General features: G+C 40.0%; 18 protein-coding genes and 1 riboswitch. Of the genes, 4 read left to right on the top strand and 14 right to left on the bottom strand.

Annotated features, from left to right (window positions below):
• Window positions 1–182 precede the first annotated feature (182 nt).
• The 6 genes from mmuM to ACIQ0C_RS04795 form a co-directional block, all read right to left on the bottom strand.
• On the bottom strand, window positions 183–1,145 hold the full coding sequence (gene mmuM, locus ACIQ0C_RS04820) for a homocysteine S-methyltransferase (protein ID WP_403057501.1): 963 nt from the start codon (window positions 1,143–1,145) through the stop codon (window positions 183–185).
• The gene (gene mmuP, locus ACIQ0C_RS04815; protein ID WP_403057498.1) at window positions 1,135–2,529 is read right to left on the bottom strand and encodes an S-methylmethionine permease; all 1,395 of its coding nucleotides are present in this window, start codon (window positions 2,527–2,529) and stop codon (window positions 1,135–1,137) included. The genes mmuM and mmuP overlap by 11 nt, the downstream gene beginning before the upstream one ends.
• An 83-nt stretch (window positions 2,530–2,612) precedes the next feature.
• A riboswitch (SAM riboswitch) is annotated at window positions 2,613–2,715 on the bottom strand.
• A 235-nt stretch (window positions 2,716–2,950) separates the two neighbouring features.
• Window positions 2,951–3,559: a flavin reductase family protein gene (locus ACIQ0C_RS04810; RefSeq protein ID WP_403057495.1), complete on the bottom strand. Its 609-nt coding sequence runs from the start codon at window positions 3,557–3,559 to the stop codon at window positions 2,951–2,953.
• A gap of 18 nt (window positions 3,560–3,577) precedes the next feature.
• Window positions 3,578–4,186, bottom strand: coding sequence for an alpha/beta hydrolase (locus tag ACIQ0C_RS04805; protein ID WP_403058079.1), 609 nt, complete (start codon window positions 4,184–4,186; stop codon window positions 3,578–3,580).
• On the bottom strand, window positions 4,186–5,133 hold the full coding sequence (locus ACIQ0C_RS04800) for a ring-cleaving dioxygenase (protein ID WP_403057492.1): 948 nt from the start codon (window positions 5,131–5,133) through the stop codon (window positions 4,186–4,188). Before ACIQ0C_RS04800 ends, ACIQ0C_RS04805 begins: the two co-directional genes overlap by 1 nt.
• Before the next feature lie 24 nt (window positions 5,134–5,157).
• A complete protein-coding gene (locus ACIQ0C_RS04795) occupies window positions 5,158–6,135 on the bottom strand; it encodes a ring-cleaving dioxygenase (RefSeq protein ID WP_403057489.1) in 978 nt (325 codons plus the stop codon).
• A 242-nt stretch (window positions 6,136–6,377) separates the two neighbouring features.
• Here ACIQ0C_RS04795 and ACIQ0C_RS04790 point away from each other — a divergent pair, with 242 nt between their 5' ends.
• A complete protein-coding gene (locus tag ACIQ0C_RS04790; protein ID WP_403057487.1) occupies window positions 6,378–6,977 on the top strand; it encodes a nitroreductase family protein in 600 nt (199 codons plus the stop codon).
• A 184-nt stretch (window positions 6,978–7,161) separates the two neighbouring features.
• On the opposite strand, the gene ACIQ0C_RS04785 is transcribed toward ACIQ0C_RS04790, so the two are convergent.
• From ACIQ0C_RS04785 to ACIQ0C_RS04775, 3 genes are read right to left on the bottom strand one after another with little or no spacing between them, the layout of a single operon-like run.
• Window positions 7,162–8,214, bottom strand: a complete 1,053-nt coding sequence (locus ACIQ0C_RS04785; RefSeq protein WP_403057484.1) for an alpha/beta fold hydrolase — start codon at window positions 8,212–8,214, stop codon at window positions 7,162–7,164.
• The gene (locus tag ACIQ0C_RS04780) at window positions 8,207–8,710 is read right to left on the bottom strand and encodes a hypothetical protein (protein ID WP_403057481.1); all 504 of its coding nucleotides are present in this window, start codon (window positions 8,708–8,710) and stop codon (window positions 8,207–8,209) included. The genes ACIQ0C_RS04785 and ACIQ0C_RS04780 overlap by 8 nt, the downstream gene beginning before the upstream one ends.
• A 27-nt stretch (window positions 8,711–8,737) precedes the next feature.
• Window positions 8,738–9,499, bottom strand: a complete 762-nt coding sequence (locus ACIQ0C_RS04775; protein ID WP_402837909.1) for an SDR family oxidoreductase — start codon at window positions 9,497–9,499, stop codon at window positions 8,738–8,740.
• Window positions 9,500–9,918: 419 nt separating this feature from the next.
• On the opposite strand from ACIQ0C_RS04775, the gene ACIQ0C_RS04770 reads away from it, so the two are divergent.
• On the top strand, window positions 9,919–10,368 hold the full coding sequence (locus ACIQ0C_RS04770; protein WP_403057478.1) for an OsmC family protein: 450 nt from the start codon (window positions 9,919–9,921) through the stop codon (window positions 10,366–10,368).
• 53 nt (window positions 10,369–10,421) lie between these two features.
• On the opposite strand, the gene ACIQ0C_RS04765 is transcribed toward ACIQ0C_RS04770, so the two are convergent.
• On the bottom strand, window positions 10,422–10,673 hold the full coding sequence (locus ACIQ0C_RS04765; RefSeq protein ID WP_403057475.1) for a YkuS family protein: 252 nt from the start codon (window positions 10,671–10,673) through the stop codon (window positions 10,422–10,424).
• A gap of 98 nt (window positions 10,674–10,771) precedes the next feature.
• Between ACIQ0C_RS04765 and ACIQ0C_RS04760 the strand changes: the two genes are divergently transcribed.
• A complete protein-coding gene (locus ACIQ0C_RS04760) occupies window positions 10,772–10,906 on the top strand; it encodes a YuzL family protein (RefSeq protein ID WP_101225105.1) in 135 nt (44 codons plus the stop codon).
• A 128-nt stretch (window positions 10,907–11,034) separates the two neighbouring features.
• Here the strand turns inward: ACIQ0C_RS04760 and ACIQ0C_RS04755 are convergent, their stop codons facing one another.
• Window positions 11,035–11,199: a hypothetical protein gene (locus tag ACIQ0C_RS04755; RefSeq protein WP_403057472.1), complete on the bottom strand. Its 165-nt coding sequence runs from the start codon at window positions 11,197–11,199 to the stop codon at window positions 11,035–11,037.
• Window positions 11,200–11,294: 95 nt separating this feature from the next.
• Here ACIQ0C_RS04755 and ACIQ0C_RS04750 point away from each other — a divergent pair, with 95 nt between their 5' ends.
• A complete protein-coding gene (locus tag ACIQ0C_RS04750) occupies window positions 11,295–11,486 on the top strand; it encodes a hypothetical protein (protein WP_403057469.1) in 192 nt (63 codons plus the stop codon).
• Between the two features lie 30 nt (window positions 11,487–11,516).
• Here the strand turns inward: ACIQ0C_RS04750 and ACIQ0C_RS04745 are convergent, their stop codons facing one another.
• The 3 genes from ACIQ0C_RS04745 to ACIQ0C_RS04735 form a co-directional block, all read right to left on the bottom strand.
• Entirely contained in the window at window positions 11,517–12,455 is a 939-nt protein-coding gene (locus ACIQ0C_RS04745; protein ID WP_403057466.1) for a magnesium transporter CorA family protein, read from the bottom strand.
• Window positions 12,456–12,771: 316 nt separating this feature from the next.
• A complete protein-coding gene (locus tag ACIQ0C_RS04740) occupies window positions 12,772–13,044 on the bottom strand; it encodes a hypothetical protein (RefSeq protein ID WP_402837598.1) in 273 nt (90 codons plus the stop codon).
• Window positions 13,045–13,106: 62 nt separating this feature from the next.
• The gene (locus ACIQ0C_RS04735; protein WP_403057463.1) at window positions 13,107–14,186 is read right to left on the bottom strand and encodes a nitric oxide synthase oxygenase; all 1,080 of its coding nucleotides are present in this window, start codon (window positions 14,184–14,186) and stop codon (window positions 13,107–13,109) included.
• Window positions 14,187–14,251 lie beyond the last annotated feature (65 nt).

Here is a 14,251-nt window from a genome sequence, read left to right as displayed (position 1 = left end):
TTTAATTTCTCTTTTTACTGTTTTGCAGCAGGATGGATTACAACCTTTTCAAATAACTCGAATCTGAAAAAAAGAGCCCCAAAAATAACAGGAACCGCCAGATTATGACGCTTCCTGTTATTTTTGTAGGTTTACCCACTACTTACATAATTAATAAAAACATTTTTGATGACAAAGAATGGCTAGGAGGATGTTACCACGGAAGGTCGCCACTTCCTTGATATGTCTGCAATATGATCAGGCGCCGTTCTGCAACATCCCCCAATTATATTTGCCCCCGCATGGTGCCATTCTTCAGATTTCAGGTCGAGCCTGTTACATGATTCTTGACCATGCCATGTTTTAGTTTCTGGATTATATGATTCACCGGAATTCGGATAAACGATAATTGGTTTATGCGTGTTTGCACGCAACACCTGTATGGCTTCCGTGATAATTGATACTGGCGCACAGTTGATGCCAATTGCGGCAATTTGCTCACTGTCCCCAAACAATCTGGTACAGTCCTCCAGCAATGTACCGTCACTTATCGCTTTTTCATTTTTCAAAGAAAAGGATAGCCAAGCGTAAACTTCTGGATAATCTTTCAATAATGAATGTAATACTTTTGCTTCTTGCAGGGAAGGAATCGTTTCAAATGCTAAAATGTCAGCTCCTGCTTCAATCAAAGCTGATATTCGCGAGCGATGAAATGCCGCTAACGTTTCATCTGAAACACCATAGTTCCCTACATACTCTGACCCATCTGCAAGATAAGCCCCATAAGGTCCAACTGATGCAGCAACCAATGGCTTAGGTCTAATCGTTTGATATTCTTCCTTCCAAAATTCATCTCTTGCTTTTCTTGCAAGTAAAACCGTTTTCCGGATTAGATCCAATGCCTCTTTTTCTTGTATTCCGCGGAGGGCGAAACCTTCAACTGTTGCTTGGTAGCTTGCCGTTATCGCACAGTCAGCACCAGCTCGAAAGTAGTCAGAGTGAACCTGGTAAATCACTTCTGGATTTTCAAGTAATACTCGTGCAGACCACAGGGGATCGTCCAAATCACACCCATGCCTTTCAAGCTCTGTAGCTAAAGCCCCGTCCAAAATCATGACTGAATGACCTCGTAAAATTGCTTCAATTGGGTTAATTTTATTCTTCATGGTCTACTCCTCTTTTCTTTATGGTTTGTGTCAGATAATAACTTCCATAGCAAAACAAAATAAACGGAATGCCACAATATAGTGCAATTCTTTGTGTAGGATCAAATGCAATTCCTATGCATGAAGCAAGACATAGCATAAATGAAACGATTGGTACGAATGGATATAATGGTGTATGATAAGCCAAATCATTAATTGAGTTTCCTTCGTTTATATATCGTCTGCGAAATAGGAACTGTGCCGCGCTAATACTCATCCAAACTATAACCACAGCTAGTCCAGAAATGGATACAAGCACTATGTATACAGTATCCGGCGCAATAATACTCGAGAAAAGTGCTAATACACCGCCCAACATACTGAAAAGGACTGCATTCAACGGAACACCCCGTTTTGTCAATTTTGCAAATATTGGGGAAATAGTTTTCTTATCTGCAAGTGACCAAAGCATCCTGGATGAGGCATATAGTCCTGAGTTTGCAGCGGACAAAATGGCCGTCAATATAACAAAGTTCATAATATCCGCTGCATATGGCACTCCAATTCGTTCTAGAACGGCAACAAAGGGGCTCTCTAATACGCTTGCATCCGAAACAGGCAATAATGCGGATAATACAACGATGGTTCCTACAAAAAAGATAATCAATCTCCATAATGTCATACGGATTGCCTTTGGTACCGTTTTTTCTGGATTCACAGTTTCCCCAGCTGCAATTCCGATTAATTCAGTTCCAGAAAATGCAAAATTCACCGCGAGCATCGTCATTAGAATGGCAAAGGCACCATTTGGAAATAAACCAGCACTTGTAAAATTGGAAAATAACGGAGCTGATTGTGCGTTAATTATTGGAATAAAACCTACCATTGCCGCAGCTCCCAGAATAATAAATATTACGATAGCGAATACCTTTATAGACGCAAACCAGAATTCGGATTCAGCGAAAAACTTAACGGTCCATGCATTTAATGCCAAGACCAAAATGGCAAATAGAGCACTCCATATCCAGACACTGATTGATGGAAACCATCTCTGCATCAACAATCCTGCAGCCGTGAATTCCGAACCTAGTGCAACAGTCCAGGTTAGCCAATACAACCAGGCTACTGTATACCCTGTCCCTGGTCCGATGTATTTGGCTGCGTAACTATGAAACGCACCTGTCTCGGGCATATGCACTGACAGTTCACCTAGACATAGCATGACAAGATAAACCACTAATGCACCAATCAGATACGAAAGGATGGTGCCAAACGGACCAGCCTGGTGAATCGTATAACCCGAACTTAAGAATAAACCAGTACCAATCACCCCGCCAAGCGATAGCATTATTATATGCCGTGCTTGCATTTGCCTTTGAAAATCATGCTTCCTTTTGTTCTCCATTCTTACTCTCCTTAATCTTGCATCCAGAAAAAACGAAAACGCACTCTAAAAAAGAGTGCGTTACTGACAAATAAACACGTACGGTCTTATCTATCAAGGTTTCACCCCCTGGAATTAGCACAGTGTCTTTGTGGACCTGCTGCTGAGGTTTCATAGGGCCAGTCCCTCCACCTCTCTGGATAAGAAATTATTTTTTTATAACTTTATCAATCTATAAAAAAATTGTCAAGTTTTGTTTCGTAATGTAAAGACTTCCATTTAATTACTAATGTTCATGGCGCCTGCGTCATTAATATTAAAATGATTGCTTATTTTTGGAACTTTCGCGTAATAAAAATTGCAAATAAAGCTAACCGGGATCATGTTGGTTTTTAAAAAAATGACAACATCTTATAAGATGTCGCCATTTTTATCTTTTTCCTTAAGGACGTTCTATTTCAAATAATTCCCCTAGTTTTGTATAGGTATGACCTGCTAATCTTGCTACAGGTTTTAGCCCATTCTGATCAATTCGGCCATTATGGTAAATATCTTGCTCTATATGATAGCAGACTATTTTCCCTATCAGTAAATCACAACCAGGTTCATTCTTGGAACCTGCCAATGGTATCGATTGCTCTAATATACATTCAAAACGTACCTTCGCTTCTAGCAACCCTGGTACGGATACCTTATCACTAACAGTCGGCGTGAAATTAGTAAGACCCAATTCACTTTCGTCAGATGGGAGTTCCTTTGCCGTTCGATTTGCATCAGCAACATTATTTTCATCAGTGATATGAACAACGAATTCACCTGTTTGAATTGCATTACGGGCTGTATCCTTTAAAACTCCTTTTTTCCGTTGAACAGAAATGGAAATCATCGGAGGGTTTGAACTAACTATGTTAAAAAAGCTGAACGGCGCTATATTGATCGTACCGGTTTCGGATTGTGTCGTAACCAGCGCAATAGGTCTAGGTATAATGCTTCCAGTCAAAAACTTATAATTATCCCGTTCAGTCAGACTTTCAGGATTAACAGAAATCATCTTCATTCCCTCTCATTCTTATAAAAATTTCTTTTGAAACCAGGAACCTGCTGCCTCAACCTCTGAACGTGTTAACTGATGACCGTGATTTTCCCACTGAACTTCAACTGTAGCGCCAGCTTGCAGTAAAAGTTGATTAAGTTCATTAGTTTCTGCTGCCGGGCAAATCGGATCGTTTTTTCCTGCAGCAATAAATACAGGAATATCCGAGAGGGAAGGCAAAGCGATCCCTCGTCTAGGAACCATTGGATGATGAAGAATCGCTCCTTGTAATGCCCCCTCGTAATGGAACAGCAAACTTGCCGCTATATTTGCACCATTGGAATAACCTAATGCCACCACTCTGTCACGGTCGAAGTCATATTTTCCGGACGCCAATTCCAAGAAGTCATAAAGTTCCTTCGTTCGGAAGATCAAATCCTCTTCATCAAAAACCCCTTCAGCTAACCGTCGGAAATAACGAGGCATTCCGTTTTCAAGTACATTTCCCCGTACGCTCAATATGGATGAACCAGGTGAAACCATTTCCGATAATGGCAAGAGATCTGTTTCCGTTCCTCCAGTGCCATGTAAAAGCAATAGTAACGGAGCTTCTGGATTACTTCCTTTTTGAAAAATATGTTTCATCATTTATCCTCCTCTAGTACTCTCGGCACTGCCGGCAGTAACGTTTTTTCCATAACTTCCCGTTTTTCTTCCAACCATGGCGGCAGCATTAATTTACTGCCCATCGTTTCCTTCGTTTCATCATGAGCAAAGCCAGGTGGATCTGTGGCAACTTCAAAGAGTATGCCTCCATCTTCCCTGAAATAAATGGCATCGAAGTATTGACGGTCTGTGAAGGGTGTCACACCATAGCCATGGTTACCGATATGCTCCCTCCATTCTTTATGATCTTCATTATCGCTTGCACGCCATGCAATGTGATGGACAGTTCCCACTCCGATTTTACCGTTTGGTAAAACCGTTTTTTTAACATCGATCAAATTTCCGATATCCGATGTGGATTTGAAGCGAATGAAATCTCCCTCTTCCCCAATCTTTTGCAGGCCCATCACTTCCACTAATAGTTCCATCGTTTTGATCGGTTTTGACGTCAATAATACAGCACCGCCGAATCCCTTGACCGCCTTATCAGCTGGTACACCGCCGAATGACCACTCGCTATTTTTACCTTCTTTACGCTCAACCAGTTCAAGTTGCAAACCATGTGGGTCTTGGAATTCCAGATATTCCTCACCGAAACGTGAAACCTTTTCAAAGTCTATGTTAAACTTATCCAAACGCTTTTCCCAGAAGCCAATTGATCCCTCCGGAACGGCATATGTTGTAATCCCCACTTGTCCGGAGCCAATTGTCCCTCGGTATGCCTCAGGCCAAGGAAAGAAAGTGATGATTGTGCCCGGTGAACCGGATTCATCTCCGAAATATAAATGGTAGGTACCTGGATCATCAAAATTAACGGTTTTTTTCACCATACGCATTCCCAATACTCCAGCATAAAAATCCACATTCTCTTGAGGGTTGCCTACAATTGCGGTTATATGATGTATTCCTGCATTTTGCTTTTGCATGCCGATTACTTCCTTTCCGGTTAATTAATTAGTTGACTTTGTATTCAGTGGTTTTAAATTCGCTTCAATATCCTTTCTTTTCGATTCCAAAAAAGGTGGCAGAGCAAGGTTCTCACCTAGGTGCTGCTCAGCTTCATCCACTTCAAAACCAGGTCCATCAGTAGCTAGTTCAAATAATATGCCATTCGGCTCCCTAAAATAGAGTGAACGGAAATAAAAGCGGTCCACATATCCCGAGTTCACGAATTTCGATTCACTAATTTTTTCTACCCATTTTCTCAATTCTTCTTCAGTATCCACCCGGAAGGCAACATGGTGTACTCCACCTCTCCCCAACCTTTCCCGAGGTATGTCATTCCTTTCTTCAATATGGAGTTCCGCTCCTGTCCCCCCCTCACCCGTCTCATAAACGACTATAGGATTTTGCCCCCTGATTGTCGATGGGTATGTGCCTGATTTCCTGAACCCCAATATCTCGATAAGAACACTTTCTGTTTGTGCAATATTGGGTACTGTAAGTTTTACTGGCCCTAATCCAAGGATGGAAAACTCTTTCGGTACTGGGCTGCCATCCCACGGAAATCCTCCTTGAACGCCGTTATTATCCTGATCGGAAACCAGAAGAAGCCTCTGCCCTTCAGGATCTTTAAAAGAAAGCACCTTTCTTTCAAAACGGCTCGATATTTCATCATGCTCAATATTGAATTCCACAAACCGTTTTTCCCAATATCCTAGCGCTTCATCATCCCTCACCCTTAAAGAAATTTCTGAAATGCTATTGTTTCCCTCATGAGTGCGGGCAGCATTTGGAATTTCAAAAAACGTCAATTCCGTTCCCGGTGAACCAATTCGATCTCCATAAAATAAGTGATACACACGAACATCATCTTGATTCACCGTTTTTTTGATTAATCGCATTCCTAAGACTTTTGTGTAGAATTCAAAGTTATTTCCCGCTTTTGCTGTAATCGCCGAAACATGATGTAATCCTTTTAATTCCATCCGTACCACTCCTATCTTTATAAATCTCCCCTTAAGGAGATGAAATAATCCGCAAATAATATCTCGAATTCAAGGTATTTAACCTAACATAATGCTTTTAATGCAAATATCTTGATTTAAAGATAAACGACAGGGATAAAATTGTCAACCATTTTCATTCAAATAATTTCACCCGGATTCACTTATTATAAAATAAAAAATTCAGGTCAAAATAAATCGGTATAAGAATGGAGGTGTGAGATATGGTTAAAGATTTTTTTAGCGCAATTGAAGATAGACGCTCTTATTATTCCCTTAGCAAGGAACATGTTGTTCCTGATAAAAGGATTAAAGAAGTTATCGATCATGCCGTTCAATACTCCCCTTCCGCTTTCAACTCCCAAAGTGCAAGAGTGATTGTATTAACTGGTCAAAGCCACGACCAATTATGGCATATCACGAAAGAAACATTAAGAAAAGCTGTCGGTGACAAAGATTTTAAAAAAACGGAAGAAAAAATGAGGTCATTTATAAATGGGTATGGAACGGTTTTATTCTTTGAAGACCAGGCCATAATAAATAGGCTCCAAGAAAAATACAAAACGTATGCCGAAAATTTTCAGATTTGGTCGAGCCAATCGTCTGCCATTTTACAATTTGTGGTATGGACTTCCTTGGAAATTGAGGGATTCGGTGCGAGCCTTCAGCATTATAATCCTTTAATCGATGACGAAGTGAGAAAGACATGGGATATATCACGCGATTGGAAACTCATCGCCCAGATGCCCTTTGGAAAACCCACTGCAGAACCTGGCGATAAAGACTTCTCACCACTTGAAGAACGTGTGAACTATTATCATTGATGCAATAGGGGCTGGCTCTACATAACGAGCCAGCCCTTTCATTTATTTGGCCTTAGTAATCCGGAAATGTTGCAAAAAATTTTGAAAATATCAATGACGCAAAGCCTATATTCTCTATAACCGGCATGATTTTTATATCTTCACTGGCTTTCAACACGTACATTTCACATCCCCCTAGTAATCTTTATTGTATTGGTGAAGAACGCCCTGGCAGCCATTCCTTCAAATAATATGGGAGTATACCGGAATATTGTTTAGCAGCATGTCCACTTTTCAGTAGGCTATATGTCTTATCCTTACATGTTAAATGCTCCATTACCGGATATATCATTTCCTGTGGGACCAGTCGATCATACTTACTTGCTATGACCAAAACACTCGCATCAATTTTCGATAGCTTCGCCTTTTTTCCCCTTACCTTAAAACCACCATTAACCAAGCTATTTTTTATCAATAAATCCTTGGTTATTTGTTTTGCGGCTGCTCCTGATAAAGGTACATGCCCATTAGCCCAAGCATTGAAGCGACGCCAATTTTGAACGTATTTCTCATCATCCGCTTGATTCAATAAAGATAAATAGGGTGATATATAGACGGGGGATGTAATTAACCGGATTCCATATTTAACTGCACTGGCTGGTATCGTTTGATAAATATCTATTGTCTCGTCAAAATCCGCTGTTCCTTCTTTCAACGCTTTTTGCCATTGATCAAAAAATTCTGAGGCACTGAAATCCACCGGGGTCACGGAAAGAATCAAATTCTTGATCGGCTCGTCTGCAATGGCAGCATATATTGCGGCTATTGTACCGCCGAGGCAAAACCCCATCACTGTAATTTCTGATGCTCCAGCGTGGCGTAATGCACGCTGCACTCCTTTTTGAATATAATCGACGATATAATCTTCGATCGATATTTCACCATCTTCAAATCCGGGGCTTCCAAAATCAAGCAAATATACATCAAAACCTTCATTTACAAAAGATTCTATTAAACTATTCCCTGGGGACAAATCAAGAATCAACGGAGTATTGATTAGTGAATATATAAGAAAAACCGGTACATCATATTTTTTTTGTGCTGACGGATAAAACCAAAGCGTTGATTTGTTTTTTTTCCACACCGCTATTTTCGGCGTCAGTCCCATTTCAGGCATTGGCTGATTGGGAATATCCAATAAATGTTGCCATTTAGTTTTGGATTCAGATTGATTTTTCGGCACTTTCCGCTTAGACATTTGAATTCCCCTGTCCAACTGAATCGAACTCAGGCAACTGTGAGCTTAACAATAAGGAGTTATTCATAAAATCAGATATCCTTTTTTTACTCCCTTCCATTTCATTGGATGCCAACCTTGATTTCTTTTTCATACTGCGGGATGAATTGACATTGCCGATATTGCGACTTGAAGATTTACCCCCGGCATTCCGCCCCTTATCCTCAACAAGTGTAGAAACCAACTCTTCCAACCTATCAATTTTTTCTTCTAGTTGGATGACTAATTTCGCTAAACTCGCCACATCTCTTTTTGTTGGGTAATTCATGATGATGGACATTCTTTCTGAGGCTTCCTGCAGCCTATTTATGCTTGGAACCTGCATTTGTGCATTATCGCTCACTCTTTCAATTAATTCGCGATTATTCAGCAGATTTTGAATTTTACTATTCAGCTGCTGCTCTTTTTGTGTGCCTAGTAATTTAAGCCCTTTATAAAAATTGGATTTTTCCGTCATATATTCCTTCCTTCCTTTCTTCTTCGTTTACACTAATGCCGATATTCCCCCGTCAATGATCATAATATGACCCACCATATAGTCAGAAGCCTGTGAGGCTAAAAATACGGCGGCACCCTTCAAATCATCTTCATCGCCAAACCTGCCAGCCGGAGTTTTACCTAATATGTCATAGTTAGACTTTTCAAGAATTTTCTTTGTGATTTTAGTCGGGAAAAATCCAGGTGCTATTGCATTGACTTGGATGCCATATCTAGCAAGTTTAACTCCTAAATCCTTGGTCATTGTGATGATGGCACCCTTACTGGTGTTATAAGCAATCGTATCCAAAAGCTCAGGAAATGTCCCGCCAAGACCTGTCACCGATGCAATATTTATGATTTTTCCGGAATTTTGCTGCTTCATGACCTTTGCTACAGCCTGTGAAAACAGGAATGTACCTGTAACGTTAACATTCAATACTTTTTCCCACTTATCCTTGGGAAGATCCAAAAGCGGACCTGACCAGGACGTACCGCTATTATTGACAAGAATATCGATCGTGCCGAATTGAGCAACCGTTTCCTGAACGACATGTTCAATGGCACTCACATCCGTGATATCACATTCAAAGGCAACGGCATTAACACCCATCGATTGCAAGTCTTCACATACCTCCTTACATACAGGTAGATTTCGTGAAGCGATGACTATATTTGCGCCAGCTTCTCCCAACGCCATGGCGATCTGTTTGCCCAGTCCTCTGCCGCCGCCGGTAATGATAGCCGTTTTATTAGTCAAATCGAACATATTACTCAATGTAGTCAACTTTTCAGCCCTTCCTTAATGAAGTATTATTTATATAAAACCGTCTATATCATTATAGAAAAGCCTATCCAATATTGTGCTTAAAATAGCCTAATGCCTCTGCCTTTTGTTTCATCAACATGTATCCCCTTATATCAATAAAAATGCTTCTGTCAGCTGAGCGGAAATTGAGCATACTGGAAACGTAATTCAGCAGGACGGTAATTTATTTGATCGATTCATACCTTAGCTCGACACAGCGGTAGGCTTTTCGACCGGTTCCACAATTTTTTCATCTTTCTGGCGGATTATACGGCCGTTTCAAAACTCAGCGGATCGCTGGAATATTTGACTGAGTGAGCAAAATCGGATACTTAACCTGTTTTGTCGTTTACACTATAGAATAGTAAGGAGGTTAAAAAATGACGATACATCACTTTCATTTAACTGCGGAGTGGCCCGGCGGCAGAAATGATATCGGCACGATTCACTCAGGGAATCTTCAAACACAGATAAGTATTCCTACGGAAATGGACGGACCAGGGATTGGTACCAATCCCGATGAAATGCTGCTTGGGGCTGCATCAACCTGCTATATCATTACCTATGCTGCCATGTTAGAGCGAGCCCATATAGAAAAAGAGAGCTTGACCATGCAATCGGAAGCGTTAGTGGATGTTACGAATGGTGTATTCACCTACAAGAAAATCATTCATCGCCCTGCACTTATATTAGTGCCGGGTACTTCTGAAAAAACGGCTGAAAAAGCGAGGAAACTTGCAGAAAAAGCTGAAACTTCATGTATGATTTCCAGAGCAATCAAAGGTAATGTAGCGGTGGAATTGATTGCTACAATTTCCATAGCACAGTAACCTTGAAAACAGAAAAAGTGCCTAACCCTATATCGGTTTAGGCACTTTTTGAACTATTGAATGGTGTTCAATTTATTTTCAACCTCGCGGCACACTTCATCAGCCGTTAAACCATTTGCCTCAATGATAGACGCTTTTAATGAAGTATCGCTTATACCCATCACATTACTATCCAAACCTGTTACCACACAACAATCCACGTTTTTTGCGTCAGCTTCTTGTTTAATTTCCACAACATCAAAACCTTTTTCACGAAGTGCTTCCTGAATATTCGTTAATGATTCTTCAACACCGATTTTTGACATCAACACACACCTCCTCTACCTTCTAACCTGTCCTTTTCACCCTCAATATATGTATAGGATGCAAAGGAAATAGGGAAAGTAATACCGAGGTGATAAACATGAATGGAAAAAACAAGAAAGATGCTTCACAAACTCGTTTAGGTTCTTCTCAGGTAGAGGGGCAAGGTACCACTACAAAAGAAACCGGGTCCTTCACTCAACCCTCTTCACTTAAAAAGCAAAAGCGTTCCTGATAAAAGAGAATCCTAAATCAACCTTGTAATCCCGACCATGATGCGCAAAAAAAACGCTTGGCTTATCCGCCAAGCGTTTTCCACTGCATGATCCTGTGTTGCTTTACTTTGACGTTCAGGGTGTTCTCTTACATATTTTGCTTTCTGATTTCCTCTTGGATCTTTAGATCATTCAATTGATCTCCATCTATTGTTTTTGAATCCATTTTTCCTTTATCGGCTCCATCTGGGTTTAAATCACTTGCCCTTAAATTATTATTGGTAGCTGCTTGCTCGTTCCATTTGGTCATCATGATCTCCTCCTCAGTCCTTTATCCTTCCCAAACCTTAGAATATTCATGAATACACCCCATCATTTATTGCAAAGATAGAAATGGAGGTGGTTTTATTGGAACCAAACAAACCCGGAAATAAGAATGTACCGGATTTTAAAGAGTTGAACGATCGTATCATCAGAGAAGCATCACAGAGTCCCCGTTTAGTGATTAAAACAAATTTGGATGCAAAGAATGTTAATGATGAGAACCCTTATACAAATCGCATTAATAGTGAAGGATTTGCTGATTTTTTTGAGGAATAAAACAAAACCGGCTTAATAGGCCGGTTAATTTTAAAAATATTTTTTCTTCCAAAAAATGAATGCCGTCGTCCCTGCCAAAGTGATGGCAATTAATAATGTAAAAATGAAAGCAAACCGATTATGTTCAAATGGCAGCTCAACATTCATTCCGTAAAAACTTGCCACCATCGTCGGCAGCGTTAATATGATGGTCACTGATGTTAGAAACTTCATGGCATTATTGACATTATTGGAAATGATCGAAGCGAACGCATCCATCATGCCGCTTAGAATGGAAAGATACACTTCTGCCATTTCTATAGCCTGGGCATTTTCGATGATTACATCCTCAAGCAATTCTTTATCTTCTTCATACATTTTCAAATAATTAAAACGGAGGATCTTATCAAGTACTACACGATTGGATTTCAATGATGTCGTAAAATAAACCAGGCTTTTTTCCAAAGCAAGGAAAGTGTATAATTCTTTATTTTTCATTGACTGATGCAACTCACGTTCGGCTTCATTAGTCATCTTGTTAATCTGTTTCAGGTAACGTAAATAATAGGATGAAATCTCGAATAATAATTGTAAAGCAAACCTCGTTTTCTTATTGGTGAAAAAACCTTTGATCTTATTGTTTTTGAAATTCGCCAATATCGGTGTTTCTTTCAAAGATACCGTAATGAAACAGTCTTTGGTAAAGATCATTCCTATGGGAATCGTTTCAAAGATCGGTAAGTCGGCTTCGTCCCTGGTCAAATATGGGAAGTCGACAATAATTAAAACATTATCATCCTCTTTTTCGATTCGGGGCCTTTCCTCATCATCCAGTGGATCTTTCATGAAATTGATCGGTAACTTCAAAGTCGTGCATATATATTCTATTTCAGTTTCTGTGGGCGCGACAATGTTCACCCAGGAACCTTTTGTCATTTCCTCGATATTGTTCAGGTGACGGTTATCATCCGTCTTGTAGATTTCAATCATTTTTTGACCTCCTCTTCTATAGAGAAAGCCTTATTTACCTTCTTCGAGCAGATACTCAGGGAGAATAACAGTCTCGACTTCTAGCATCATATTGGCTTCCTCTTGCTTTCTGGGTTCAGGATCATAAGAACTGCTGCTCACTCGTATCCACTTCCTTTCGATTCTTTAATCTTAATCCTTATTCATTTAAAGCACAATAAAGAATTTAATACCTTGAATCCTTATCTGGAATTCGTAATAATCTGACTTTTCTCGATTGATGAAGAAAATCTCTACAAAAAAAACGCTTGGGTATCCCCAAGCGAGTCTGATTACTTTATCCATGCTTAGCATTATTATAATAGTGAACACCATACATGGCGCCTTCATCCACCATTTTATTGTCATCATGATCATATGGATCAGGGTGACCTGCCTTTTCAATTACAGGATCCATCTCTGAAGCCGTCCTATTCCAAAAGCCTACCGTTTTTGCTTTTGCATTGGACCACATGTCCTTCACTTTTCCTCTGTTCGTTTTATTTGATAAAAATGAGACTCCGGCAACTCCGACTCCTAGTAATACCACATTTCTTCCTAATGCCATCATTACCTTCCCCCTTATTTTTTTGGCTTGATATACATATACCCAACGCCAGTTAATGTAAACCTTTATTTATATGGAGGAATCTGATAAAAGAAATTAGGTTTCATTATTTCATTGTTATATGGCTGATGAAAGACGTGTGTCGTGGCTGGAGACACCGGTGGTATTAACCAAGTCCAATCCCCCGTTACTTTCCGGTCATAAGTGGCTTCTTTTTCTTCGAATTTCTTGAATTGTTTAGCTGCTGTATGGTGATCAACAATGCTGACTCCTTGTTTTTTATACGAATGAAGGACTGCTTCATTCAGTTCGATAAGGGCTCGATCTTTCCATAAACTCGAATCACGTTTAATATCCAAACCCATCCTCTCCCCGATTGCCGGCAGCATATTGTAGCGTTCTTCATCAGCAAGATTCCTGGCACCGATTTCCGTTCCCATGTACCACCCATTAAATGGTGCAGCTGAATAAGTAATACCGCCAATTTCCAACCTCATACCAGATATGATTGGAACCGCATACCATTTTATTTGAAGATCTTTGAACCATGTCAGTTCAGGGTGGGTGATTTGAACTTCTTTAACGAGGCTTTCAGGTATCTCATGAAAACTTGGGGTCTTTCCGTCCACTTGGACTACAAGAGGTAAAATATCGAAAGGACCGAATTTCCCTCCCCATCCTAATTCCATACATTGCTTGGTGAATTCTATTGAACTTGAATCGCCGATTACGCCATGTTCCGTCTCGTATCCAGCATAACGAATAAGCTGATGATTCCAAATATCCACTTTTTGATCATGATCTTTCTGTTTGAAAATTGTAATCACAGGCCTGATATTCCCATTATTCGTAGCATATTCGATATGCTCAAAGAGGGCCGATACAATTTCTTCTTCGCTTTGAATCATCCTTTTATCAATCACCCTCAGTGATTCCCAAAAAAAGCGCCCAATGCAACGATTGCTATTCCGCCAAGCTAATTTAGCACCATAAACCAACTCTTCATATGTATGTTCATATCTGCCTGTTTCATTAATTTCCTTTTTAATTTGTTCGATCCTGCCATTTATGTCCTCTTCCGTTTTCAATAATTCCGGATAACTTGTCCTGATAAAGGATACGGCCTCTTGCAGTAAATCACTCATCTTTCCCACGGATCCTTCCATTTGCAAAACTTTGACTTCAATATTAAAATAACATATTTTTCATG

It is taken from the genome of Peribacillus sp. NPDC096448 (assembly GCF_044762675.1).
In the GTDB taxonomy this organism is placed as follows: domain Bacteria; phylum Bacillota; class Bacilli; order Bacillales; family DSM-1321; genus Peribacillus; species Peribacillus frigoritolerans_B.
The sequence above is the reverse complement of the archived record's forward strand: the minus strand, read 5'-3'. Positions and strand labels throughout refer to the sequence as shown.